Genomic DNA, 22,731 nt, shown 5'->3' with positions numbered 1-22,731 from the left:
GTCGACGATCATTACGCGGGTCATGGGGCCTCCCGGCCTGGGCTGAGGAGCGCAGGGAGCGCAGCGACCGGAGCGACGAGGGAAGGCCGGGAGCCAAGGCCCCATGACCACGCCGGTGCCGAAGGCCCGGCCAAAAGCACAGTCATGCGGTCTCCACTTTCAGCTCCCACTCGGTTCCCTCGTCAGGTCCAGTCCGGACTGTGACCGTGCCGCCTAGGTCGATGATGCGGCCGCGGATCGACTGGCTCACACCCAGGTGCCCGTCGACGCGGGCCTGCTCGAGCCGGGCCGGAGTCGTACCGATCCCATCGTCGCGGATCGACACCACCACCGCGTCGCCGAGGTCCTCGACCACCACCCAGGACCGGGCGTCAGGCCCGGCGTGCTTGACAACGTTGGTCAGCGCTTCCTTGACCGCGGCAACCAGTTCGGTCGCGGTTGCGGCCGGCAACAACACCTGACCGGCCGGTACGACGACGTCTACGCGGGTCGTGGCCAGCGGCAACAACAATCCGCACAGGTCGACCCGGTCGCCCTCGGCAACGGTCGGCCGGGACGACATCAGGGTGCGCAGGGCAACCTCCTGTTCGGCGGCGAGCTCGGCGAGCTCGAGTGCTTCGCCGCCGATCGCCGTACCCCGGCGCTGCACCTGAGCCAGCACCTGCAGCACGCCGTCGTGGATGGACCGGCTGAGCCGGAGCCGTTCGGCGGTGGCACTCTCGGCCGCGATCGCCTCCCGCAGCCGGTTTCCCGCCTGCCGCAGCGTCGAGGCGGCGTACCCGACGACCAGGCCCGCGACCAGCAGGAGCTGGACGTTGCTGAGGACCGCCGACGCATTGTCGACACCGCGCAGCGAGAGCAGCGCGAGGCTGATCGTCGCGGCGCCGAGCAGGCCGCCGTCCCGGCCGCGGGAGATGGCCAGCGCGAGTACCGGCCCGGCCGCCCAGACGGACGTCAGCACGGAGGCACCGGCACGGATGTCGGTCAGCGGCTGGGCCCACAAGGTGGCGTACATGCAGCCGACGGTGACAATCAGGTCGGCGAACGCAAGCCTGGTGTTCCGGCGACCCCAGCGCCGGCTGTAGCCGATCGAGGAGATCACCGTCCAGACGCCCATCACCGCCAACTGGAGGACCGCCCCGGTCGGGTTGGCGATCCCGTCCCAGCGGGTCCAGACCCCGAGGACGGCGAACGCCCAGGTGATCACGCGGAACACGACCAGCGCACGCCACAGTGGCTGCAGCAGGTCGACGGTCTCGCGCTCCACACCAGACAGTCTGCCAACCTCGAGGGCTGCCGTGGCTGAGGCGTCGTACCCAGGCAGTTGAGTAGTTCCACGGATGATGCAGGTTTCCCCGCACCTTTGCCGGAATTTTCCGCTTCTACTTCAGCTCTGCCGATTTTCCCCGTACTCTCGCGCAAAACACGCTCGGGGGAGCAACGAACACGCCGCGTCACCACGCCCGGCGTGCATTGACCAAGCATGGAGGGGAATCGTGCGCAAGCTACCCGCCGGGCTGTTCAGCCTGGCATTGGCGGCAACGGCCGGGCTCGGGTGGGCCTCGGCGAGCGATGCCGCCACACCGCCCAAACAGGGTTCGGCGCCGATCGCCAGTGAGGCCGCGCCCGCACCGGACGAACTGTCCAGCCCGCAGGAGGACAAGCGCCGTGAGCTGCGTCAGGACGCCCTGACGAAGGTCCTGAACGGAACGGCCAAGACCGAGAAGCGCGGTGCCAGCACCGTGGTCAACCTCGGCAGCAAGCAGGTCGGCGCCACGGGCGTGAAGAACGCCAAGGGCCGGGTCGACCAGTACGTCGAGCTGAGCCGGGAGAAGACCGACAAGATCTTCGTCGTGCTGGCCGAGTTCGGCAACGAACGGCACCCGAGCTACCCGGACAAGGACCAGAACGCCGGCATTCCCGGCCCGGCCACCTTCGAGGGCCCGCTGAACAACGCGATCCCGGCGCCGGACCGCTCGGTGGACAACTCGACCGTCTGGCAGCCGAACTACGACCAGCAGCACTTCCAGGACCTGTACTTCGGCAACGGCAACTCGGTGAAGAAGTACTACGAGAAGCAGTCGTCCGGCCGGTACAGCGTCGACGGCGAGGTCACCGACTGGGTCAAGGTCAAGTACAACGAGGCCCGCTACGGCCGGTCGAACGGGTTCCCGTGCGCCGGCAACGTCTGCAACAACACCTGGTTCCTGATCCAGGACGCGGTGAACCAGTGGGTCGCCGACCAGAAGACGGCCGGCCGGACCACCGCGCAGATCACCGCGGACCTGAAGACGTTCGACCAGTGGGACCGCTACGACTACGACGGTGACGGCAACTTCAACGAGCCGGACGGCTACATCGACCACTTCCAGATCGTGCACGCCGGCGGCGACCAGGCCGACGGCGACCCGCAGCAGGGTGAGGACGCGATCTGGTCGCACCGTTGGTACGCCAACTTCCCCGGCGGTCCGGTGAACCAGCCGAACCGCGGTGGCGCCCAGATCGGCGACACCGGCCTGTACGTCGGCGACTACACGATCCAGCCCGAGAACGGCGGCATCAGTGTCTTCGCGCACGAGTACGGCCACGACCTCGGTCTGCCGGACCATTACGACACCTCCGGCGCACCGGTCGAGAACGGCGTCAACTGGTGGACGATCATGGCGCAGAGCCGGGTCAGCAAGGCCACCGACGGCGGCCTCGGCGAGCAGGCGGCCGACTTCGGCATCTGGGACAAGCTGCAGCTCGGCTGGCTGGACTACGACATCGTGGCGGCCGGGCAGAACCGGACCGTCGAGCTCGGCCCGCACGAGTACAACTCGAAGAAGGCCCAGGGCCTGGTGGTGACACTGCCGAAGAAGCCGCTGGTGCACGACCTGGTGCCACCGGCGGCCGGAACCAAGTCCTGGTGGAGCGGTGAGGGCAACAACTTCACCCACACGATGAACCGTCAGGTCACGCTGCCGGCCGGCCAGGCCGCGAGCCTCACCTTCCAGGCCAACTGGGACATCGAGGACTGTGGCCCGGAGGCCTGTGACTACGCCTACGTGGAGGTGAACGACGGCACCGGCTACAAGCCGATCGCCGGCACCATCACCAACGCCGCCGAGGGCAACGGCATCGACGGCACCAGCAACGGCTGGCAGCCGGCCACCTTCGACCTGTCGGCGTACGTCGGCAAGACGATCGGCCTGCAGTTCCGCTACACCACCGACCCCGCGGCCGGCGGCAAGGGCTTCTTCGCCGACGAGATCACGGTGACCTCGGGTACCACCACGGTGGTCACGTCCGGTGCCGAGACCTCGCCCGACGGCTGGACGCTGAACGGCTTCAGCGCGGCCGGCGCCAGCTTCACCACCCTGCACGACAACTACTACCTGGCGTCGAACATCAACTACGTCGACCACGACCAGTACCTGCAGACCGGCCCGTACAACTTCGGCTGGGCGAGCACGCTGCCGGACAAGGTCGAGCACTTCCCGTACCAGGACGGCCTGCTGATCTGGTACTGGGACACCTCGCAGGAAGACAACAACACCAACGAGCACCCCGGTCAGGGTCTGGTGCTGCCGATCGACAGCCACCCGGTCCCGATCAACCGCCTCGACGGTCAGATCTGGCGGCCGCGGGTCGGCGGGTACGACGCTCCGTTCGGTGCGGACAAGGCTGACTCGTTCACGCTGCACATCAACGGTCAGGCCAGCTACGTCCGTGGCCAGAACGGCGTGACCACCTTCAACGACAGCAAGCAGTACTGGTACCCGGAGCAGCCCCAGGCCGGCGTCAAGGTCCCGAACAACGGAGTGAACATCAAGGTTCTCTCCAAGAACGGCACCTCGGTCACGGTCCAGGTCTCCAAGCGCAACTGATGCCTTGAGCAACAAGTAGGACCGATGGCCCGGGAGTTCGACTCCCGGGCCATCGGTGCGTCTAGGCGGTCAACGGTTTGGCGAAGACCTTCTCCACGATGGACTCGTAGCCGAAACCCATCACCAAGGCGACCCAGAAACTGATCTCGGCGTCGGGCTTCGCCGCTTTGAAGACGGCGAGCACGATCAGTGCGCTCACCAGGCAGAACGCGAACAAACCGGCGTACTTCTTCGCCCAGGGCGGCAGGCCCGGTGCGGCGATCGCGCCGAACTGCCCCTGGACGAACCCCTTCAGCACCGGAAAGACCACCGCGATCAGCACGCCCAGGGCAATCCCGAGGAACGCGCCCACATCGCCCATCTCAACCAACTCCCCCCCACTCGAGTCACACGCACCAATCCGAGTCCTGCCCACGTCCGGCGGCCCCACCGTCGCCGTCGTCGTCCCGGGATGCCGGTACGGCGATGCTGACGCGCCAATGCGGAGCCCCTTCCATCGGCGGACCGTCCAGGACGAAGACGAACGACGGCCGGCACAGGCCGGCGACCTCGTAGCCGGACGGCTCGCTGTAGCCGAAGGCCGCACGCAACCGGAAGCCGCGGGCGTCCCCGACCATGGCGGCGACGGCCGCCTCGACCTCCCGCGGACTGCGCCACCCCACCGCGCGGACGCGCTCGGCCCGCTGCCGGAGGCTGATGTCGACGAAGTCCCCGGATGGCAGGTCGAACCAGGTCATCCGGCCGCCTGGTCCCAGGGACGCAGTGCCTTCGATTCTCGTCAGCACCTGCCGGCGAACGAACTTCGGTGGCTGCTCGTCGGTCCTCAGCTCGACCTCGTGGTCGAGGTCTCGATGGAAACTCGCGGTGTTGACGAAGAAGTCCAGAATCTCGTCCAGAGGAAGGCCGTCGACGGGTCCGGCGATGCGGACGGTGCCGGTGCGCGGCGAGATCTCGACGTGCCGGTCGAAGGCAAACCTGATGCGCTCGGCCGCCTCCGCCTGCTCCGGTGGTGGAGCGAACACGAGGTTCGGCGGCGGTTGCGGACTGCGCATCTGAGCGGCAGCCCAGTCGGCCGTCTCGGTCGGCATCAAGTCGTCCCAGAACATCTCACACCCTCCACGCCATGCCAGGGACCTGGCTGGTCCGCGGTCCCGGAAGTGAGCCCGCCGACGTGAAGTCGAGGATCTGCTGGGCGGCCACGTCGTCGTCACCGAAGGCGATCGCGATCGGCTTGTCGGTACCGACGTAGCTGCCGGCCTGGATCGACGTGAACCAGGCATCGGTCACCGGCTTGGTGTCCAGCTCCTGCGCGAACGCCGTACCGCGGATCGACGCCTGCCGGGAGACCGAGGCGGGCGAGGCGAAGCCGAGGACGAGCCGGAGTTGCGGGCCGATCTTGTCGGTCCGCCACGCCTGATCCCAACCGGTGACGGTCGGGTCGGCCAGGTCACAGCAGTCGAAGATCACGATCGCCGGGCCCTGGTCGCCGAACCCGCCCGACAGCACCGGCCAGTCGGCCGCGTGCAGAGCGAGCTCGTAACCGGACGCGCCGCTCATCCCGTGCGTGGCGACGTACAGGATGTCGACCTGCTGCGCGTCACCGCCTTGGTCGAGATCCTGGTCGACCAGGTTCTCGTCGAAGGTGACGAACTTGACGTTCGCCCCGGCCCCGAGCATGCCCTCGAGAAAGAGCGACGGCGCCCGATAGGCGTAGCGCAGCCGCCGGTACCACAGCTTGTTGAGACCTTGCCGCTGGAAATGCGTCGACCAGGCGACACCGATGTTGATGTTGATTGTCATCCCCCCACCCCTGAGCGGAGGATGACACAGCGTGAGCGCGCCGCCAAGAGGCTGGGGGCGCGCTCACGCTCTGTGTTATTAAGCCGTTGCGACCTGGTACGGCGTGAGGTCGCCGGCCAGGGCCGGGTGGACTCGCGCGGTGAGGCGGGTGCCGTCGGCGGTGTGTTCGAGTTGGTCTACGGCCCCTTCGGAGTGGATCCGGGAGACCAGGTCGCCGCGTTCGTACGGGAGCAGCAGGTCGACCGCGATGTCCGGCTGCGGCAAGGACGCCTCGACCAGCGAGCGCAGTTTGTCGATGCCCTCACCGGTGTGGGCCGAGACCACCAACGCCCGCGGCTCGCGGTGCAGGATCGGGGCCAGCGCCATCGGGTCGGCGATGTCGCCCTTGTTGATGACGATGATCTCCTGGACGTCCGAGGCACCGATCTCGCCGAGCACCTCACGAACTGCCTGGATCTGGGCCAGCGGGTCGGGGTGCGAACCGTCGACCACGTGCAGCAGCAGATCCGCGTCCGCGACCTCTTCCAGCGTCGAGCGGAACGCCTCGACGATGTCGTGCGGCAGGTGCCGGACGAACCCGACCGTGTCGGTGAACGTGTACACGCGCCCGTCGGAGGTCGTCGTCCGCCGGGTGGTCGGGTCCAGGGTCGCGAACAGCGCGTTCTCGACCAGGACACCGGCTCCGGTGATCTTGTTCAGCAGCGAGGACTTGCCCGCGTTCGTGTAGCCCGCGATCGCGACCGAGGGGATCGAGTGCCGGCGGCGCTCCTGGCGCATCGTCGACCGCGTGCCTTTCATGTCCTTCAGCTCACGCCGCAGCTTCGAGATCTTGGTGTTGATCCGGCGCCGGTCGGTCTCGATCTTGGTTTCACCGGGACCACGGCCACCGATACCGCCACCGGCCGCACCGACGCGTCCACCGGCCTGGCGGGACAGGTTGCCACCCCAACCACGCAGGCGCTGCTTCATGTACTGCAGCTGGGCCAGCTCGACCTGGGCCTTGCCTTCCTTGCTCTTCGCATGCTGCGCGAAGATGTCGAGGATCAGCGCGGTCCGGTCGACCACCTTGACCTTGAGCTTGTCCTCCAGGTTGCGCAGCTGCGCGGGGGCCAGCTCGCCGTCGGCGATCACCGTGTCGGCGCCGAGCGACGCGACCAGGTTGCGCAGGTCGGCCACCTTGCCGGAACCGATGAAGGTCGCCGGGTCCGGCTTCTTCCGCCGCTGGATCACGCCGTCCAGAACCTCGGAACCGGCGGTCTCGGCGAGCAGCTTCAGCTCGGCCAGCGAGTTCTCCGCGTCCTCGGCGCTGCCCTCGGTCCAGACGCCGACCAGCAGCACCCGCTCGAGCAGCAGCTTGCGGTACTCGACCTCGCTGATGTCGGTCAGCTCGGTCGACATACCCACGACGCGGCGCAGTGCCTGGCGTTCCTCGAGCTCGAGGCCCTCGGTCCCGAGCTCGGAGTCGTACGAGTCGTGACCCGTCAACGAATCGCCGGAGTCATCGCCCTCGATGAGGTCAAGTTCGACGTCGGTGGTCTCGTCGTAAAAGTTCGAATGGGTCGTCATATACCTTCCATCGTGGCACGGGCCACCAGTACAAGCGACCCGATTAACTCCGTCAACGCCCCACGCGTTACCTGAATTCCCGTTCAGGCAGGTAGCCAGGCCCGGTCGAACTCGCCGCGAGCGTGAATGACGGCCGGTCCGGTCAGCTCCAGATGGTTGTCCGCACGCCACGTCACGCTGACCTGACCACCCGGTACGCCGACGTGGTACGTGACCGGAAGCTCGTCCCGGGCCGCCCGAGCAGCCGCCACGGTGACGGCACATGTCCCGGTCCCGCAGGACCGCGTCTCCCCCGCGCCGCGCTCGTGCACCCGCATCTCGACCTCGTGCGGACCCCGCCGTACGACGAACTCGAGGTTCACGCCCTCGGGAAACGCTTCCTGGGGCGACCAGGTGGGCTGGTCACACAGGTCTCCGGGCTCCCGCAGGTCGTCGACGAAAGCCACCGCGTGCGGGTTGCCCATGTCCACGTGCACGGCCGGCCACTGGTGCCCGTTCGCCTCGACCACGATGCCGGCCGCCGCGGGGAGCACGGGCTCACCCAGGTCCGCGGTCAGCGTGCCGTCGTCGTTCAGTACGACGTCCTTGACCCCCGCGCGGGTGCCGATCCGGACCGGCTTGTCCCCGGTCAGCCCGGCCTCGGCCAGGTACCGGACGAACACCCGGATGCCGTTCCCGCACATCTCCGCGATCGAGCCGTCCGCATTGCGGTAGTCCATGAACCAGTCGCCACCGTCGTCGACGTACGACTGCTGGTCGCCCTGGATCACCCGGAGGACGCCGTCCGCCCCGAGGCCGGCGTGCCGGTCGCAGAGGAACCGCACCAGGCCGGCGTCCAGGTCCCCGTGGATCGTTCCATCGGGGTCGGGCAGGATCACGAAGTCGTTCTCCGTGCCATGCCCCTTCAACCAGGGAAAGGTGCTCATATCGGAGATCGTACGGTGTTCCCCATGGAGCTCATCGCCTACTTCTGGGAGCAGGACGACGCCGAGGCAGTCGCCGCCCGGTTCGACGGTGACGTACGGCGCGGGCGGTTCCACGGCGAGGACGACGACGAGGACCACCCGTGGGTCGTCGTCCTGCGCGATGTGGACCCGGCCGCCGCGGACGAGCTGGTGCATGAGCACGACGGGTGGCTCGAGACGACCGAGGACACTGCCGCCGCTCCTCCCCCGTTGCCGAGTGAGCCCAAGCGCTTCAAGAAGGCGTGAGAACGCGTCCGGGTCTGCGACCCGTCGGCTTTCCGTCAGTCAGGACCGGCACACCGGCGACCAGGACATGGTTGATGCCGACGGACAGCTGCCACGGCTCGTCGTACGTCGACCTGTCGGCGACCTGGGACGGGTCCAGGACGACGAGGTCCGCGACGGCACCGGGTTCGATCACGCCGCGGTCGGTGAAGCCCAGCCGGGACGCGGGCAGCGAGGTCATCCGGCGGATCGCCTCGGGGAGGGTGAGCACGCCGAGGTCACGCACGTACCGGCCGAGGACTCGGGGGAAGGTGCCGAAGTTGCGCGGATGCGGGTGGCCGGGGCCGGTGGCGTCCATGATCCAGCCGTCGCTCGCGACGCTCGTCCACGGGTGCTCCAGGACGGTGACAACGTCGTCCTCGCTCATCGCGTGGTTGACCACGCTGACCGCGGCCCGGTGTTGCTCGAGCACCCGGAGAACGGCTTCGGCAGTGTCCACATCGTCGCGGCGGGCGATGTCCGCGAGGCTTCGGCCGCGACAGTCTTCATAGGGTCCGGGCGGCAAGGACGCGATCACCACAGCATGGGGATCGAGCAGTTGATCGGAGCGGAGGGCCTCGGCGATCCGTCTCCGTTCGGCCGGGTCCGCGAGGCGATCCAGCAAGACGCCGCCGGCCAGCGCCCACATCGGCAGCCTGGCGGTGAGCGTCGTACTGGATGCCGTGTAGGGATAGGCGTCCCACGCGACATCGAGACCGTCCGCGCGGGCTTGGTCGAGGCGTTCGAGGGCAGCGGTGACGAGGCCATGGTTCGGCTTGCCGACTGCCTTCAGATGGGAGACCTCGAGTCGCGCCCCGCCGGCCCGGGCCGCGGCCATCGCCTCGTCCAACGCCGCGAGCAGGCCGGCGCCTTCGTTGCGGATGTGTGTGGAGTAGAGCAGACCGCACTCGGCTGCCGTCGCCACCAGCGCGGCGACCTCGGCGGACTCGGCATAGGCGCCCGGCGCGTAGATCAATCCGGTGGAGAAACCGACAGCCCCTTGGTCGGCGGCGATCCCCAGCAGCTCTTGCATCTGCCGGAGCTCGTCCGGTGACGGCGCCCGCTCGGCATTGCCCAGCACTGCGAGCCTCAGAGCCGAGTGCCCGACCTGCAGGGCGAGGTTCACGGCGGGCTCCAACGGTGCGGCGAAGCCGCCGAGATCCCGCCACGACCAGTCGTGCCGCGGGTCCAGGAACGCCGTACCCGCTCGCATCGAGTCCAGGTCGGTGATCGGAAACGGCGACCAGCCACAGTTCCCGGCGACCAGCGTGGTGAGGCCCTGAGAGAGCTGGGTCGGCGCGTCCGGAGTCGATCGAAGACTGAAATCCGCAGGGGAATGCAAGTCGATGAACCCGGGTGCCACAATGTTGCCCGTGGCATCGATTACCTCGGCACCGGAGGGCACCTCGCCGGGTGGCAGCACACCGATGATCCGCCCGCTGTCCACCAGCACGGTCGCGGCCACCGACTCCGCACCGGTCCCGTCCACGACGAGACCACCGGTCAGCGCGATGGTCATGGACCCGCTCCTGTTCTGGTCAGAGGCTGAACGTGGCGATGGTGTTCGCCGCAATCAGCTCGGTGTCGACCGTATGCCCCAAGCCAGTTGCCTTGGGCACCTGGACGACGCCCTGGACGGCGACGACGGCGGGTTCGACGATGTCCCGGGCGTAGTACTTCTCCGAGGCGGACACATCCGATGGGAGGGTGAACCCGGGGAGGCTGGAGACGGCGACGTTGGCGAGCCGGCCGATGCCGAACTCGTGCATGCCGCCACACCAGACAGCGATCCCGGCGTGCTGCGCCCGATCGTGCGCGGCGCGGGCGGCGGTCAGGCCACCCATCCGCGACACCTTGATATTCAGTACCTGTAGCGCTCCGACGGACAGCGCGGTCTCCAGGTCGTCCAGCGTCTCGATGCTCTCGTCCAGACAGATCGGGGTCGAGATCGTCCGCTGCAGCCGTCCGTGCGCGAGCAGGTCCCGCGGTGCGAACGGCTGCTCGATCATCGTCAGCCCGAACTTGTCCAGCGCCCGCAACTGCGGCAGGTGGTCCTCGGTGTAGATGCCGTTGGCATCGACATGCAGATCGAGCTCCGGGTACGCCGCCCGCACCGCGCGGACCGGTTCGACGTCCCAGCCCGGCGCGATCTTCAGCTTCACCCGCGGATAGCCCGCCACCGTCTGCCGCTCGACCTCGGCGAGCAGGTCGTCGATCGTCGGCTCGATCCCCAGCGACACACCAGCGACAACCTCGGTCCTGGTCCCGCCGAGCGCCTCGGCCAGCGGAACACCATGCGCTGAAGACCACAGCACCCAGGCGGCAACATCCACACCGGCCTTGGCGAACTGATTCCCCCGGACCTTGGCCCACAACTGTGGCACCTGCTCGGGCCGTTCCCACGTCTGACCGATCACCGCCGGAAGCAGGTAGTGCGAGGCGATGTGCCAGCAGGTGTCGACCGTTTCCGGTGCGTAGTACGGATCCGACGGCGACGCGATCTCGCCCCAGCCGACGGCACCAGAGGCGTCTTCAAGCTCGACCAGGATGTGTTCGAGGTACGTCTTGCGGTGCGAGCTGGTCTGGAACTCGTGCACCAGCGGCATTCGGACCCGATGCAGCCGTGCCGCGGCGATCTTCAGCTCAGTTGACATACAACCCCAGCTCCGTGTTCAGCCGGTCCCGTTCGACGAGTCGTCGGCGGGCTCCCTTGGCGCTGGCGGTGGTCACAGTCGCGAGCACGTGCAACACAGACGCAACGACTGTCGGAGAGTCGACGTACGACGCGCTGCCGGTGGCGACGTAGATGCACTGGTCCGCGAGCTTGGCCAGCGGCGCGTCCTCGAAGTCCGTCACGGCCACCAGTTCGCCGCCGGCCTCGGTGAAGCGGCGCGCGATCTCGACGGTGTCGCGGCGATAGCGACGGAACGAGAACGCGACCATCAGGTCACTCGACCGGACATCCGACAGTACGTCGACCCCGCGTACGACCGTGCCGTCGATCAGCGTGACCTGGGACAGGCCGACACCGAGGTCGAAGGCCAGCAGGGAGGCGTAGGAGTACGACTTCGCCGAGCCGATGATGAAGCGCCGGCGGGCGGCCACGATCCGGGCCGCCGCCTGGGCGATCGCGTCGTCGGCGAGGATCTGGTCGAGGGCCTCCTCGATCGAGGCGCGCTCCTGCTCGACCACGCGGCGCTGCAACTGCGCGGACGATCGCCTTTGCAGGCGGGCGTCGTACCGCTCGTGGGGACTGGAGAGCTCACGGTTGCGCGGGTCGTCAGGCATCGTCCACCGACCCGAAGTAGTAGGCGGCCGTGCCGTCGGGCAGCCGACGGCAGGACACGGCGACAAGGCCCTTGCCGAGCAGTTCCTCGAACGACCTGCGGAGCTCGGTCTTCTCAGCCGGCACCACCAGCCGGGTCAGCGCGGCGTCATCCAGGTCGACGGGGTGCTCCCTCGTCAGGTCCCATTCGACGATCACCCGGTCGGTGCCGGGACCGTACATGTCGGGAGCGAACCACCGGCCGCGGGCACCGAGCACGTCGAGGTTGAAGTGCGCATTGCGGATCTGGGCCGGGTCGTAGGTCCACCGCATCCTCGAAAGACCGTGGCTCAGGGCAACTTCTCGCTGGGCGTGCTTGAGCATCCGGCCGAGTCCGTGGCCCTGCTGCTCGGTCGCGACCACGGCCGACTGCGAGTAGTGGTAGAAGCCACGCCGGTCGGTGCCGCAGAACCCGTACGCGAAGGCGACCAGCCGGTCGCTCGGGTCGAGAATGCCGACCACCGCCCCGCCGTTGCTCGCCAGCGCGCCGAGCAGCCGCGGGTTCAGCCCGTACTCCGGGTCCTGGTAGCCGAAGACCGCGCGATACAGCGCCGAGGCCTCGGCGAACCGCGCCGCCGTGGTGAGCGAGACGGGCCGATAGCTGCCCTCAGGCATACGATTCATATCCTGAGTAGATCCCGCCTTTGTACAGCTAGTCAATCGCCGCTCGCATCGTGATACGTTTCCTATCCATGATGACTGATCGCCTCCGCGAGTACGTCGGGCACGAGACGCCGACCGGTGACACCCAGGCGCTGAACGCCTTCGCCGACCGGCTCCTCGCGAGGTACGGCGAGCTCGGCGGCACCGCCCGCCGGGTGCCGATGCCGACCGGCGATCACGTGGTCGCGGACTTCGCCGGACGGGGTGCACGGGCCGGCGAGGCACCGCTGCTCTTCCTTGCTCACCACGACACGGTCTGGCCGCTCGGGCAACTGCAGGACGCGATGCCATGGCGTGAGCAGGACGGCATCATCCACGGGCCTGGCGTCTTCGACATGAAGGGCGGACTCGTCGTTCTGGAGACCGCGCTCGAGCAGGTCGCGGACGCCGATCACCGTCCGGTGCGGATTGTCGTGGTGGCGGACGAGGAGATCGGGTCGCCTTCGGCTCGCGATCTCGTCACCGCGGAATCGGCCGGGGTGTTCGCCGCGTTCGGCCTCGAGCCACCGCACCCGAACGGCGACCTCAAGACGTCCCGCTGGGGAAGCACCCGGGTCCGGATCGAGGTCACCGGCCGCGAGGCGCACGCCGCTCTCGACCCTGGCAGTGGTGTCTCCGCGATCGACGAGCTTGTTGACCAGCTGACCCTCGTCCGCGCGGTCGTCAGCAGGTACGACGACGTGTTGTGCAACGTCGGCACGATCACGGGCGGCGGGCGGACGAACGTCGTACCGGGAGCTGCCGCGGCCGATATCGGGTTCAGGTTCGTCGATCCGCAGACCGAGAAGGCAGTCCTCGACGCGGTGACCGGGTTCGAACCGGTACGGGCGAACGCCGAGCTGCAGGTGCGGGTGATGTCGAGCCGTCCGGCCTGGGAGCCGTCGCCGGCGACCGAGCACCTGTTGGACCAGGTCGTCGCGGCTGGGCGGTCCGTCGGTCAGGAGGTCGGTGGCGCGGCGGCGTCAGGTGCCGCCGACACCAACCTGACCGGCTGGCTGGGCGTCCCGACCCTGGACGGCCTCGGGCCGGTGGGTCAGGGCGCTCACGCCGTGCACGAGCAGGTGATCGCGGCGAGCCTGGCCGAGCGAGCCGACCTGGTCGCCGCGATCATTACCTCACTCTGATCAGGGCCAGACCTGTTTGACCGTTCCGGCCGCTCCGCCGCCACGTCGGACCGGCTCCGCGGCCGCCAGGATCGCACCGCTCGGCAGGAACTCCAGCGCCTCGAGCGCCCCGATCTCGGCCGCCGCCGTTCCAGGTGCACCTGGAACGGCGAAGGTGTGGCCGTAGGGCGTGAGCGCCGGACCGTAGGCGTCGATGAAGGACTGTTCGGCGGTGACCGCCGCGGTGTTGCGCTGCGCTGCGCGCGGTGCCGCGATCGCCTCGGGCAAGGTCATGCCGCGGTCGAGCCGGTTCGTCAGCGTCTGCAGGACCGTGGTGATGATGGTCGAACCGCCCGGCGAACCGAGCGCGATGAACGGCTTGCCGCTGCGCAGCACGATCGTCGGCGACATCGAGGACCGCGGCCGCTTGCCGGCCGCCACGATGTTCGGGTCCTTGGGGTCAGGGATCGCGGAGAAGTCGGTCAGCTCGTTGTTCAGCAGGAACCCGCGTCCGGGGACCGTGATGCCACTGCCACCGGTCTGCTCGATCGTCAGCGTGTAGGAGACGACGTTGCCCCACTTGTCCGCGGCGACCAGGTGTGTGGTCGAACGGCCTTCGGTGTCCGGCCGCTGCTCGACGGCCGTACCCTTCGCGCACGGCGAGTACTTGCCATCCGGCGAGCCCGCCGGCACCGGCTTGGTCGCGGCCTTGTCCGGGTCGATCAGGCAGGACCGCTCGGCGCCGAAGCCCCGCGACAACAGTTCCTTCTGCGGTACGTCGACGTACGCCGGATCACCGACGTACGCACCGCGGTCCGCGAAGGCCAGCGCGGAGGCCTCGAGGTAGGTGTGCAGCGCCTGCGTGGTGCTCTGCTGCGCCAGGTGCTGCGGTTGCAGGATGTTGAGCGCCTCGCCGACGGTGGTGCCACCGGATGACGACGGCGGCATGCCGTACACGTCGAGGCCGTCGTACCGGACCTTGGTCGGTTGGCGGTCGATCGCCTGGTACTTCGCCAGGTCGCCCGTGGCCAGATACCCGGAGAAGAACGGCAGCGTGGCGTCGGCGGTCTTCGGCGGGTTCTGGGCCACGGCCGCCATCTCGCCGGCCAGCGGACCGCGGTAGAACACCGACGGGCCCTGCTTGGCGATCAGGCGGTAGGTGTCGGCGAGCTCCGGGTTCTTGAACACCGATCCGACCTGCGGCGCGTCGCCGTTCGGCAGGAACAGCTTCGCCGTCGGCACGACCTGCGCGAACCGGACCTTGTTCTCGAGCGTCTGCAGGCGGAACGTCGAGTCGACCACGAAGCCGCGATCGGCCAGGTCGGCGGCCGGCGTCAGCGCCTTGCCGAGCGACAGCGAACCCCACTGCTTCAGCGCGCTGTCCCAGGTCGCCAGCGTTCCTGGTACGCCGATCGACACACCGGAGGTCACCAGCTGCGCGAAGGGGTACGGCTGGCCGGTCGCCTTGTTCATGAATGCGTCGGACGGCATGGTCGCGGGGGCGGTCTCGCGGCCGTCGAGCGTGAAGACCTTGTGTTTCTTGGCGTTGTAGTAGACGAAGTACCCGCCACCGCCGACACCTGCGGAGTACGGCTCGGTGACGCCGAGGGCCGCGGCTGTGGCGACCGCGGCGTCGACCGCGTTACCGCCGCGCCGAAGCACGCCGAGCCCGACGTTCGTCGCGTCGGCGTCGACCGAGGACACCGCGCCACCGAATCCGATCGCGGTCGGCTGCTTGACGGGAGTCTGGGTCGCCGGCGTCGGCGGACTGGCCGCGGCTCCGCTCGTACTCAGACCAGTCAGAACAAGGGCACCTGCAGACAGGGCTGCGACGAGCTTCTTCACCGATTCTCCCGCGGGGCTCGGCGGACAGGGACATGCCCTTGCCTATCCCACGGTGACGTTGAGCGCCAGTCGTGGCGCGCCTGGTTACGACCTATTTGACGGTGCAGGAGTCCATGAAGCGGCGGATGACGTCGTCGGTCCAGTCCGCCGTGCCGGTCGGGAGCTCGACCAGGAGCCACTGGTCGGCGAGCTTCACCTGGCCGGTGAGGCGACCATCCAGGGTGCCGATATGGAAGGTCTTGCCGGCGCCTTCGGTGACCCGGACCGACATCAGGCTCTTCGCCTCCGGAGCCGCCTGCAGCACCACCTTGGCGGCGGCGTCCGCGGTCCGCATTTCCGGCTGCGAGAGTACGACGCGATTGGCGGCGATCGGCGTCTCCGCGCTCCAGCCCTTCGGCGCGAGTGAACAGTCGATCGTGCGCCAGGCCTGCTTGTTCGCGACCAGCTCCACAACCTGCGCGCCGAACATCGACATCGTCTCGCCATCGGCCGGGGCGGGCGAGGACGACGCGGGTGCGCCGGTGGTTGCGGCGGTCTCGGTATCCCCCGCGCTGCCGGCGACCTCGGAGTTGCCCGTCCCCCACCACTTCACCTGGTTGCCGATCGCGAGGACGGCGGCCGACACGGCGGCCACGCACAGCACACCGGTGACCCGGCGCCGGCGCTTGATCCGGCGCAACGCCCGTCGCCCACGGGCGACGTCCGCCTCGATATCCGCGTCCGGCAGCCCATCGACCGCATTGTCCGCGAATCCCTGTAGCAGCTTCTTGACCTCGTCCACTACTTCAGTGCCTCCCCGTCCCGCTGCCCCGTTGGTTCATCAACCGCTCCCCGTCGTCCGATCCGATTCCTCGCTCAGCAGTTCCCTCAGACGCTTCAGCGCCTTCGCCGTCTGGCTTTTCACCGTGCCCTCGGTGCACTCCAGGATCCGAGCGCAGCTGGCCACATCGAGATCCTGGAAGTACCGCAGCACCAGCACGGCCCGCTGCCGCGGCGCGAGATCCAGCAACGCGCCACGGACGGCCAGCGTGTCCGCCGGGTCCGCCTCGTCGGTCAGCCGCGGTTCCAGCGTCTCCGCCGTCACCACCTCGGGGTGGCGACCGGCGCGGCGGCGCTCGTCCAGGAACGCGTTGACCAGGATGCGGTGCGCATACGGGCCGGCGCCTTCGTGCTTGATCCGGTGCCAGTGCACGTAGACGCGCGTACAGGCGGTCTGGACCAGATCTTCGGCGGTGTGCACATCTCCCGCGGTGAGCAGCAACGCCGTCCGCATCAGTCGGGTGCGGTCCGCGAGCAGGTACTCGCGGAACTCGGCCTCACGGTCACCCCCTCGCATCGACGATCCCCAGGCCCTCTTCCACCCCGACTACGCCGCTGCTCGCCTTCCGGTTGCCTTCGGCTATCACTTCTAGAGCCTTCTCCAGCAGATCGGGGTCGTCGTACGGCAGCCAACTGATCCGTCGGTCCTTACGGAACCACGAGTCCTGCCGGCGCGCGAGCCGGCGCGTGGCCTGCGCGGTCCGCTCCCGCGCCTCCACCTCGTCGATCTCACCGTTCAGCAACGCGATCACCTGCGAGTATCCGAGCGCCCGGTTGGCGGTCTTCCCCTCAATCAAACCCTTGTTCAGCAGACCTCGCACCTCGTCGACGAATCCGGCGTCGAACATCCGGTCCACCCGCCGCCCGATCCGCTCGTCCAGCTCCGGGCGCGGTACGTCGAGACCGAGCTGGACCGCACCCGGATAGACGTAGCGGTGCTCGGGCAGCGTTGCGACGTACGGACCGCCGGTGATCTCGATGACCTCGAGCGCCCGGACGATCCGCCGGCCGTTGCTCGGCAGGATCTGCTCGGCGGCCTTCGGGTCGATCTGTTTGAGCCTTTCGTGCAGTGCCCCCGAGCCTTCGGATTCCAGCTCGTCTTCCAGCCTGGCCCGGACGGCGGCATCAGTGCCGGGGAAGACGAAATCGTCGAGGATCGCACGGATGTAGAGCGCGGAACCGCCGGCGAGCACCGGAACCTTCCCGCGCTCGACACAGTCGTCGATGGCGACCCGAGCGAGTTGCTGGAACTCGGCCACGGTCGCGGTCTCGGTGACGTCGAGGATGTCGAGCAGGTGATGCGGTACGCCGTCGCGTTCCGCCGTACTGATCTTCGCCGTACCGATGTCCATGCCGCGGTACACCTGCATGGCGTCCGCGTTCACCACCTCGCCACCCAGGCGTTTGCACAAGGCAACGGACAGGTCGGACTTGCCGGCCGCGGTGGGACCGACGACCGCGACGACGAGAGGTTCGGCCATCGCTCCAGTCTGTCAGGGTCCTGATGAAGACTCGGCCAAGAGGGTCGTACCGGCCTTGTGGATGACCCGGAAAGTTCGGTAGACACACAGCAGTTCGCAACATAACTACGGGAGGAAACCAGTGACGAATCCGTTCGACGAAGAATCCGACGCAGCCAAGGACGCCGCGGACCTCGGGGGCGAGGAGCTCGAGGCCAAGAGCGGCGGTGACGTCGAGTTCAAGCGCAGCGGTGGCGACGTCGAGTCGCGCAGCGGCGGCGATGTCGAGTCCCGGAGCGGTGGGGATGTCGAGTCGCGCAGTGGTGGGGACGTCGAGTCCCTCAGTGGTGGGGATGTCGAGTTCAAGCGCAGTGGTGGCGACGTCGAGTCGCGCAGCGGTGGCGATGTGGAGTCGCGCAGCGGCGGTGACGTCGAGTCCGCCGGCGACGGGAGTCAGGACAGCGGTGGCGACGTAGAGTCGGAACCGTCGGGCGACGGAGTCTGAACCTGGGTCCGGGCCCGTCCGCATGGCACTCGCGGAGATCCCACAGTTCCGGCGTTGTAGGTGCGAAGATCGCCGCTAGCTGTCTGTAAGCATTCAACTACGCAGGAATGGGAGCCCCGGGATGGGCATCTTCGACAAGTTCAAGGGCAAGGCCGAGGACCTGAAGGAAAAGGCCGGCGACCTGGTCGACCAGCACGGCGACAAGGTTGGGGAAGGCCTGGACAAGGCCGGAGACTTCGTCGACGAGAAGACGGGCGGCAAGTACGGGGACAAGATCGACCAGGGTGTCGAGAAGGCCAAGGAGGGCCTGGACGGCCTCGACGGCCAGCGCGACGACATCCCCGACACCCGGAACAACCCCGCCTGAGCACCATCGAAGGGCCGCGAGAACCCACTTCTCGCGGCCCTTCGCCATGCCTGGATGAGCTAGCCGAAAAGAACACGCCTCCGGCGCGGCCGTCGAGAGGGTACGCGGGACTGCCCATGGCACGATGGCGGGCACCATGGGCCGCGCCGGGCTTCAGGACGTGCGCGGTCAAGTCAAGGCTGGAAGAGTTTCCACTGGCCTTCTGAGACGACGTCGACGGTGCCGTCGACGACTTTGATAGCGGTGTCGTCGTCGATCGCGTACGTCGGTGCGGAGATCCGCGCCGCCCACCGCTCGGCATTGGCCAAGGACGCATCCGGGTGGTACTCGTGCTCCAGGTGTGGGATCACGGCGAAGTCGACGAGTCCCGCTCCCTGGGCCGTGACCAGGATTCTGTCGATGTCGCCCTGGGGCGTGGCGAAGACGATGTCCTCCGACTTCAGCGGTCCGTCGTTCCCGCGGGGCGGTTCGGTGTAGGTCTCGACGAAGGTGGAGGTAGCAGCCATGCTCCCCGCGCTCACCCCCACGTAGACCGCCTCGGAGCGCAGCGTCGGCAGTAGATCGGTCAAACCGGAGCGCCGCATCCAGTTGGCGAGAAAGACGGGGTCCCCGCCCCATGCCAGCAGTGCGTCGGCGTCCCGGACCGCTGGCACCCAAGCAGCCTCTTCGATGCTGGGCAGCACCGACAGCTCCAGGATCCCCAACGATTTCCAACCCAGTTCGGCCAACCGCGACGGACTCTTGCCGCTGATCGCCCGCCACGCCGCGGCGGACCCGCCGGGGAAGGGGTAGAGGGCGGTGGGGATGAACAGGGCATTGGACTCGGCGATCGGTTTGCCGAGCAGATCGACCAGCGCATCTTCGATGCTGCTGTTCTTGATCCCGCCCGACGTGAGCAGAGCTCTCATGTTCCTACCTTCCCTACTGCGAGGCACGCGCCCCGAAACCTGCTCCGACGCGACCCTACTGCGGATGCGGTCCGGCGGTTTCGGTCTCCGTTGGCGAAGAAGGGAGTTTTCCGGACGGAGATCGTCCGGATGTCGTTCTACGCTCAGCTCATGGCCAAGATCAGTGCGACCGTCAGCGAGCTTGTGGTTCGGCCGCTCACGCCTGAGACCTGGGACGCGTTCGCGGATCTCGCGGAGCGGCACAACGGGTGTGGGGCGGCTGTTGGTGCACGTTCTTCCACACGCTTCATGGGGACAAGACCTTCGACGCGGTCGACAACCGAACCCTCAAACAACGGCTGATCGCGGAGGGCCGAGCCTCATCGCCCAATCAGGCGGCGGAACTGTCGAGGCCTACCCCCAGGACACCGGCGGCCAGAAGATCACCGCCTCCTTCCTCTGCAACGGCACCCGCTCCCTCTTCGAGCAAGCCGGCTTCACCTACCTCCGCCCCAAAGGCAAGAACCACTGCGTCATGGCTACCACCATCTCGCCAGCCGGCTAACTCCTTGTCGCATTCGGCGCGCGCCAATCGTCATACAGGTGAGGGCGGTCAGCCCAGACTGCCAAGGAGGCGGAAGAGGCCGTGTCGGACGAGAAGCAAGCAGCGCACCAAGCCGTGGTGGATCGCGTCCTGAACGGAGAGGGCCGGGCATCTGCGGAACAACGAGCGCATGCTTTCAGCAACGACGGCCTTTCCCCGCCGTTGGACGCGCTGATCGCCAAGGTCGTCGACAGGCCAACGCAAGTCACTGACGAGGACCTGACTGGGGCCCTGGCCTCGGGATGCACCGAGGACCAACTCTTCGAGCTGGTGATCTGCGCCGCGGTCGGCCAGTCCTCCCGGCTGTACGACGCCGGCCTGGCGGCCCTAGCCGAGGCAACCGCCGACGGAAGGCCGGACCATGCGTCTTGACATCCTGAACCACGGGTACGGCGCCGGCACCAAGCTGCTCTTCGCACTCATCCGGCTGTTCTCCCGGCACCCCGTACCGGACGCCGCCAAGCTCGTCTTCTACCGCCCCGACTTCTACGGCGCCCAGGCCAAGCAGTTCACCCACGAAGCGATGCGCGGCCCCTCCGCCTGGTCCATCGGCGACCGCGAACTGATGGCGGCGTACGTCTCGAAGGTGAACGAGTCCGCATTCTGCATCAGCGCCCACACCGCAACCGCCAGCCAGGCGTACGACGACAGCCCACGCGTCGCCGCGGTCCTGACCGACCTGGAATCAGCACCGATCGAGGAACCACTCCGGGCAACCCTCCGAATGCTCGGCAAACTAACCCGAGACGGCAAGCTCGCCACCAACGACATGCGCGACCTACTGGCCGCCGGAGCCTCATCCCAGCAAATCAAGGACGCACTGGCAGTCTGCGCCGCCTTCAACACCACCAACCGCCTGGCCGACACCTTCGGCTTCGCCCTACTCAGTCCCGACGACTTCAACGCAGGAGCCAACTACCTCCTCAAACGCGGCTACCACTGACCCACCCAGCGCCGAGCACTTGCAGATACCGGCTGTTTGATCAGCGTGGTCGGGCTTGCCAGGCTGGTTGGTGAGGGTCGTCGTTGTGCACGATGATGTCGGCGTGGTCCGTCGGGCGGACCGTGTCGAAGTAGAACTGCTGGGAGGGCATGTAGCGGCTGCGGTAGCGTCGCTCGACCTCGGTGGCGGATCTGGACGGAGACTGGTCTCGGGTACGGGCGCGATCCAGCGTCTTCTCGAACGCGGCTGACACGAAGATGCGCAGGTCCCACCGGTCGATCAGCTCCGGGCGCATGAGGAACACGCCGTCGAAGAGCAGTACGGCGTCGGCAGGTGCCATCAGGACCGGCTCGGACAGTGCGGTGTCCGTAACTTTGTCGTACACCGCCTGCCGGTACCTTCGGTCTCCGTCCGGGCCCAGCGGATCGAGCAGTACCCGATGGAGCGCGTCGAAATCGAAGCTGTCGTGATAGCAGCCTTCGGCGGAGTCCTCGCCGCGCCGATAGCGTTGCGACCGGGGCGTCAGGAAGTCTTCGATCGTCACGCGGATGACTTCGCGTCCCCGCGCGCGCAGTACGACGGCGAGCTCATCGGCCAGCGTGGTCTTCCCCACGGCCGGCACTCCGTCGACACCGACCCGCGTCGGGTGCCCGTTCGCGACAGCGCCGACCGCCTCCGCCAGGCTTCCGAGGAGATCGCCGCGGGTGCCATGGTCCATCTCTGCCGCCGATCCTCCGTCGTGAACGTCACCGTGCGCCCACCCTAGGGCCGCCGCGGGTCCGTCCTACCGCGTGCGCACAGTTGCCCTGACACAGACGCTGCACCCGTGCCGCCGGTGTGTGCGCGGTCGGAGGTGGCTGACAGAACCGCCGCCGGCGAACCGGCGTCCTCTCCGCGTGCCAGGTTTCCTCCGCCGAGGACGTCGACTTGTGACCACCGTGCGCGCACCGCCGGACAGCTAGACGAGCCGCCGCGAAGCCGTGACCTCTCTCGTCATCCCGGTCGTCGGCTGGGTGCGTGGAGCCGTGACGCGGTCCGCGCGCCGCGGTACGCGGCCAACAAAGCAGCCGCGCCGAAGGCGTGTCCTTTCCCGTATCACGGGCTGTTCGCACGGTGCGTGAAGCCGGGACGGCACTCCGCGCGCCGCCGGAGGCGGCCAACAGGACAGCCGCCGCGAAGCGGTGTCCTTTGGGCCGTGGGCGTTGTGTGCTGGCTGTCGGTGGGGGTGATTAGGGTGCTGGGTATGGATCGGTTTCGGGTGGTTCCGGCGGCGTACGTCGTACTTCGGCGGGGGGATGAGGTGTTGATGTTGCTGCGGGCCAACACCGGATACATGGATGGGTATTGGGCGGTGCCGGCTGGCCATGTGGAGAAGGGTGAGTCGGTGATCGAGGCCGCGGTGCGGGAAGTGCGGGAGGAGGTTGGGGTGGAGATCGATCCCGCCGATCTGGTGCCGGTGACCGCGATGCATCGGACCGGGGGGAACGGGGATCCGATTGATGAGCGGGTGGACTTCTTCTTCACGACGACTCGGTGGTCGGGTGAGCCGCGGTTGATGGAGGCGGAGAAGGCTGCCGGGTTGGATTGGTTCTCGCTCGACAAGTTGCCGGATCCGGTGGTGCCGCATGAGGCGCGGGTACTGGCGGGGATCGCCGGCGACGGTCTGCCGGCCGTGATCGCTCAGGGCTTCTGACATCTGCTTCCAGGGTTCGCCTCGTGTTCACCGATCGCTGGGCTGAACCGCTT

24 protein-coding genes are annotated in these 22,731 nt (G+C 68.0%); 8 read left to right on the top strand and 16 right to left on the bottom strand.

Going from position 1 to position 22,731, the window contains the following annotated elements; genetic code table 11:
* Positions 1–142: 142 nt before the first annotated feature.
* On the bottom strand, positions 143–1,267 hold the full coding sequence (locus AB0E63_RS13985) for a DUF5931 domain-containing protein (RefSeq protein ID WP_360365243.1): 1,125 nt from the start codon (positions 1,265–1,267) through the stop codon (positions 143–145).
* Between the two features lie 229 nt (positions 1,268–1,496).
* Here AB0E63_RS13985 and AB0E63_RS13980 point away from each other — a divergent pair, with 229 nt between their 5' ends.
* Positions 1,497–3,869: an immune inhibitor A domain-containing protein gene (locus AB0E63_RS13980; RefSeq protein ID WP_360365241.1), complete on the top strand. Its 2,373-nt coding sequence runs from the start codon at positions 1,497–1,499 to the stop codon at positions 3,867–3,869.
* Positions 3,870–3,930: 61 nt separating this feature from the next.
* Here AB0E63_RS13980 and AB0E63_RS13975 read toward each other — a convergent pair whose 3' ends face one another.
* The 5 genes from AB0E63_RS13975 to dapF form a co-directional block, all read right to left on the bottom strand.
* Positions 3,931–4,230 (bottom strand): hypothetical protein, encoded by a 300-nt coding sequence (locus AB0E63_RS13975; protein WP_360365239.1) that lies wholly within the window; start codon positions 4,228–4,230, stop codon positions 3,931–3,933.
* A 25-nt stretch (positions 4,231–4,255) separates the two neighbouring features.
* A complete protein-coding gene (locus AB0E63_RS13970; RefSeq protein WP_360365237.1) occupies positions 4,256–4,975 on the bottom strand; it encodes a hypothetical protein in 720 nt (239 codons plus the stop codon).
* A gap of 1 nt (position 4,976) precedes the next feature.
* Positions 4,977–5,669, bottom strand: coding sequence for a DUF6345 domain-containing protein (locus AB0E63_RS13965; protein ID WP_360365235.1), 693 nt, complete (start codon positions 5,667–5,669; stop codon positions 4,977–4,979).
* 78 nt (positions 5,670–5,747) lie between these two features.
* Positions 5,748–7,235 (bottom strand): GTPase HflX, encoded by a 1,488-nt coding sequence (gene hflX, locus AB0E63_RS13960; protein ID WP_360365233.1) that lies wholly within the window; start codon positions 7,233–7,235, stop codon positions 5,748–5,750.
* An 83-nt stretch (positions 7,236–7,318) separates the two neighbouring features.
* The gene (gene dapF, locus AB0E63_RS13955; RefSeq protein WP_360365231.1) at positions 7,319–8,161 is read right to left on the bottom strand and encodes a diaminopimelate epimerase; all 843 of its coding nucleotides are present in this window, start codon (positions 8,159–8,161) and stop codon (positions 7,319–7,321) included.
* A gap of 24 nt (positions 8,162–8,185) precedes the next feature.
* On the opposite strand from dapF, the gene AB0E63_RS13950 reads away from it, so the two are divergent.
* Positions 8,186–8,446, top strand: a complete 261-nt coding sequence (locus AB0E63_RS13950) for a hypothetical protein (protein WP_360365229.1) — start codon at positions 8,186–8,188, stop codon at positions 8,444–8,446.
* Here the strand turns inward: AB0E63_RS13950 and AB0E63_RS13945 are convergent.
* The 4 genes from AB0E63_RS13945 to AB0E63_RS13930 are packed head-to-tail and all read right to left on the bottom strand — an operon-like array spanning position 8,433 to position 12,413.
* Entirely contained in the window at positions 8,433–9,983 is a 1,551-nt protein-coding gene (locus AB0E63_RS13945) for a D-aminoacylase (RefSeq protein WP_360365227.1), read from the bottom strand. The two genes, AB0E63_RS13950 and AB0E63_RS13945, sit on opposite strands and share 14 nt — an antisense overlap.
* A gap of 19 nt (positions 9,984–10,002) precedes the next feature.
* The gene (menC, locus tag AB0E63_RS13940; RefSeq protein WP_360365225.1) at positions 10,003–11,118 is read right to left on the bottom strand and encodes an o-succinylbenzoate synthase; all 1,116 of its coding nucleotides are present in this window, start codon (positions 11,116–11,118) and stop codon (positions 10,003–10,005) included.
* Entirely contained in the window at positions 11,108–11,752 is a 645-nt protein-coding gene (locus tag AB0E63_RS13935; protein ID WP_360365223.1) for an SIS domain-containing protein, read from the bottom strand. The genes menC and AB0E63_RS13935 overlap by 11 nt, the downstream gene beginning before the upstream one ends.
* A complete protein-coding gene (locus AB0E63_RS13930) occupies positions 11,745–12,413 on the bottom strand; it encodes a hypothetical protein (protein WP_360365221.1) in 669 nt (222 codons plus the stop codon). The genes AB0E63_RS13935 and AB0E63_RS13930 overlap by 8 nt, the downstream gene beginning before the upstream one ends.
* Positions 12,414–12,481: 68 nt before the next feature.
* On the opposite strand from AB0E63_RS13930, the gene AB0E63_RS13925 reads away from it, so the two are divergent.
* Positions 12,482–13,576 (top strand): M20/M25/M40 family metallo-hydrolase, encoded by a 1,095-nt coding sequence (locus tag AB0E63_RS13925; protein ID WP_360365219.1) that lies wholly within the window; start codon positions 12,482–12,484, stop codon positions 13,574–13,576.
* Here the strand turns inward: AB0E63_RS13925 and ggt are convergent, their stop codons facing one another.
* The 4 genes from ggt to miaA all read right to left on the bottom strand — a co-directional run bounded on the left by ggt (position 13,577) and on the right by miaA (position 17,700).
* Positions 13,577–15,400, bottom strand: coding sequence for a gamma-glutamyltransferase (gene ggt / locus AB0E63_RS13920; protein ID WP_360365218.1), 1,824 nt, complete (start codon positions 15,398–15,400; stop codon positions 13,577–13,579).
* A gap of 91 nt (positions 15,401–15,491) precedes the next feature.
* Positions 15,492–16,181 carry a hypothetical protein gene (locus AB0E63_RS13915; RefSeq protein ID WP_360365216.1) on the bottom strand — a complete coding sequence of 230 codons (690 nt, stop codon included), beginning with the start codon at positions 16,179–16,181 and terminating at the stop codon, positions 15,492–15,494.
* A gap of 39 nt (positions 16,182–16,220) precedes the next feature.
* Positions 16,221–16,736 (bottom strand): SigE family RNA polymerase sigma factor, encoded by a 516-nt coding sequence (locus AB0E63_RS13910; RefSeq protein ID WP_360365214.1) that lies wholly within the window; start codon positions 16,734–16,736, stop codon positions 16,221–16,223.
* On the bottom strand, positions 16,723–17,700 hold the full coding sequence (gene miaA, locus AB0E63_RS13905) for a tRNA (adenosine(37)-N6)-dimethylallyltransferase MiaA (protein ID WP_360365212.1): 978 nt from the start codon (positions 17,698–17,700) through the stop codon (positions 16,723–16,725). Before miaA ends, AB0E63_RS13910 begins: the two co-directional genes overlap by 14 nt.
* A 121-nt stretch (positions 17,701–17,821) precedes the next feature.
* Here miaA and AB0E63_RS13900 point away from each other — a divergent pair, with 121 nt between their 5' ends.
* Together AB0E63_RS13900 and AB0E63_RS13895 are read left to right on the top strand one after the other, a co-directional pair.
* Complete coding sequence (locus tag AB0E63_RS13900; RefSeq protein ID WP_360365210.1) at positions 17,822–18,184, top strand: hypothetical protein; 363 nt, start codon at positions 17,822–17,824, stop codon at positions 18,182–18,184.
* Positions 18,185–18,305: 121 nt separating this feature from the next.
* Positions 18,306–18,551 carry an antitoxin gene (locus AB0E63_RS13895; RefSeq protein WP_360365208.1) on the top strand — a complete coding sequence of 82 codons (246 nt, stop codon included), beginning with the start codon at positions 18,306–18,308 and terminating at the stop codon, positions 18,549–18,551.
* 173 nt (positions 18,552–18,724) lie between these two features.
* On the opposite strand, the gene AB0E63_RS13890 is transcribed toward AB0E63_RS13895, so the two are convergent.
* Entirely contained in the window at positions 18,725–19,459 is a 735-nt protein-coding gene (locus AB0E63_RS13890; protein ID WP_360365206.1) for a Type 1 glutamine amidotransferase-like domain-containing protein, read from the bottom strand.
* Positions 19,460–20,084: 625 nt separating this feature from the next.
* On the opposite strand from AB0E63_RS13890, the gene AB0E63_RS13885 reads away from it, so the two are divergent.
* Together AB0E63_RS13885 and AB0E63_RS13880 are read left to right on the top strand one after the other, a co-directional pair.
* Entirely contained in the window at positions 20,085–20,414 is a 330-nt protein-coding gene (locus tag AB0E63_RS13885) for a hypothetical protein (RefSeq protein WP_360365204.1), read from the top strand.
* Positions 20,404–20,985 (top strand): hypothetical protein, encoded by a 582-nt coding sequence (locus tag AB0E63_RS13880; protein WP_360365202.1) that lies wholly within the window; start codon positions 20,404–20,406, stop codon positions 20,983–20,985. The genes AB0E63_RS13885 and AB0E63_RS13880 overlap by 11 nt, the downstream gene beginning before the upstream one ends.
* 40 nt (positions 20,986–21,025) lie before the next feature.
* On the opposite strand, the gene AB0E63_RS13875 is transcribed toward AB0E63_RS13880, so the two are convergent.
* A complete protein-coding gene (locus tag AB0E63_RS13875; protein ID WP_360365200.1) occupies positions 21,026–21,703 on the bottom strand; it encodes a uridine kinase in 678 nt (225 codons plus the stop codon).
* 525 nt (positions 21,704–22,228) lie between these two features.
* Here AB0E63_RS13875 and AB0E63_RS13870 point away from each other — a divergent pair.
* A complete protein-coding gene (locus AB0E63_RS13870; protein ID WP_360365198.1) occupies positions 22,229–22,678 on the top strand; it encodes an NUDIX domain-containing protein in 450 nt (149 codons plus the stop codon).
* Positions 22,679–22,731: the final 53 nt, after the last annotated feature.

Origin of the sequence: Kribbella sp. NPDC026596, from assembly GCF_040638415.1 — a bacterium.
Classification (GTDB): domain Bacteria; phylum Actinomycetota; class Actinomycetes; order Propionibacteriales; family Kribbellaceae; genus Kribbella.
The sequence above is the reverse complement of the archived record's forward strand: the minus strand, read 5'-3'. Positions and strand labels throughout refer to the sequence as shown.

What these genes read in the sequence shown, in the direction of transcription:
- AB0E63_RS13945 (WP_360365227.1), bottom strand. Translation starts at nt 9,983, where the DNA reads ATGACCATCGCGCTGACCGGTGGTCTCGTCGTGGACGGGACCGGTGCG.
- AB0E63_RS13965 (WP_360365235.1), bottom strand. Translation starts at nt 5,669, where the DNA reads ATGACAATCAACATCAACATCGGTGTCGCCTGGTCGACGCATTTCCAG.
- AB0E63_RS13950 (WP_360365229.1), top strand. Translation starts at nt 8,186, where the DNA reads ATGGAGCTCATCGCCTACTTCTGGGAGCAGGACGACGCCGAGGCAGTC.
- AB0E63_RS13910 (WP_360365214.1), bottom strand. Translation starts at nt 16,736, where the DNA reads ATGCGAGGGGGTGACCGTGAGGCCGAGTTCCGCGAGTACCTGCTCGCG.
- AB0E63_RS13970 (WP_360365237.1), bottom strand. Translation starts at nt 4,975, where the DNA reads ATGTTCTGGGACGACTTGATGCCGACCGAGACGGCCGACTGGGCTGCC.
- AB0E63_RS13890 (WP_360365206.1), bottom strand. Translation starts at nt 19,459, where the DNA reads ATGAGAGCTCTGCTCACGTCGGGCGGGATCAAGAACAGCAGCATCGAA.
- AB0E63_RS13875 (WP_360365200.1), bottom strand. Translation starts at nt 21,703, where the DNA reads ATGGACCATGGCACCCGCGGCGATCTCCTCGGAAGCCTGGCGGAGGCG.
- AB0E63_RS13935 (WP_360365223.1), bottom strand. Translation starts at nt 11,752, where the DNA reads ATGCCTGACGACCCGCGCAACCGTGAGCTCTCCAGTCCCCACGAGCGG.
- menC (WP_360365225.1), bottom strand. Translation starts at nt 11,118, where the DNA reads ATGTCAACTGAGCTGAAGATCGCCGCGGCACGGCTGCATCGGGTCCGA.
- miaA (WP_360365212.1), bottom strand. Translation starts at nt 17,700, where the DNA reads ATGGCCGAACCTCTCGTCGTCGCGGTCGTCGGTCCCACCGCGGCCGGC.
- hflX (WP_360365233.1), bottom strand. Translation starts at nt 7,235, where the DNA reads ATGACGACCCATTCGAACTTTTACGACGAGACCACCGACGTCGAACTT.
- AB0E63_RS13880 (WP_360365202.1), top strand. Translation starts at nt 20,404, where the DNA reads ATGCGTCTTGACATCCTGAACCACGGGTACGGCGCCGGCACCAAGCTG.
- AB0E63_RS13895 (WP_360365208.1), top strand. Translation starts at nt 18,306, where the DNA reads ATGGGCATCTTCGACAAGTTCAAGGGCAAGGCCGAGGACCTGAAGGAA.
- dapF (WP_360365231.1), bottom strand. Translation starts at nt 8,161, where the DNA reads ATGAGCACCTTTCCCTGGTTGAAGGGGCATGGCACGGAGAACGACTTC.
- AB0E63_RS13925 (WP_360365219.1), top strand. Translation starts at nt 12,482, where the DNA reads ATGATGACTGATCGCCTCCGCGAGTACGTCGGGCACGAGACGCCGACC.
- AB0E63_RS13930 (WP_360365221.1), bottom strand. Translation starts at nt 12,413, where the DNA reads ATGAATCGTATGCCTGAGGGCAGCTATCGGCCCGTCTCGCTCACCACG.
- AB0E63_RS13975 (WP_360365239.1), bottom strand. Translation starts at nt 4,230, where the DNA reads ATGGGCGATGTGGGCGCGTTCCTCGGGATTGCCCTGGGCGTGCTGATC.
- AB0E63_RS13870 (WP_360365198.1), top strand. Translation starts at nt 22,229, where the DNA reads ATGGATCGGTTTCGGGTGGTTCCGGCGGCGTACGTCGTACTTCGGCGG.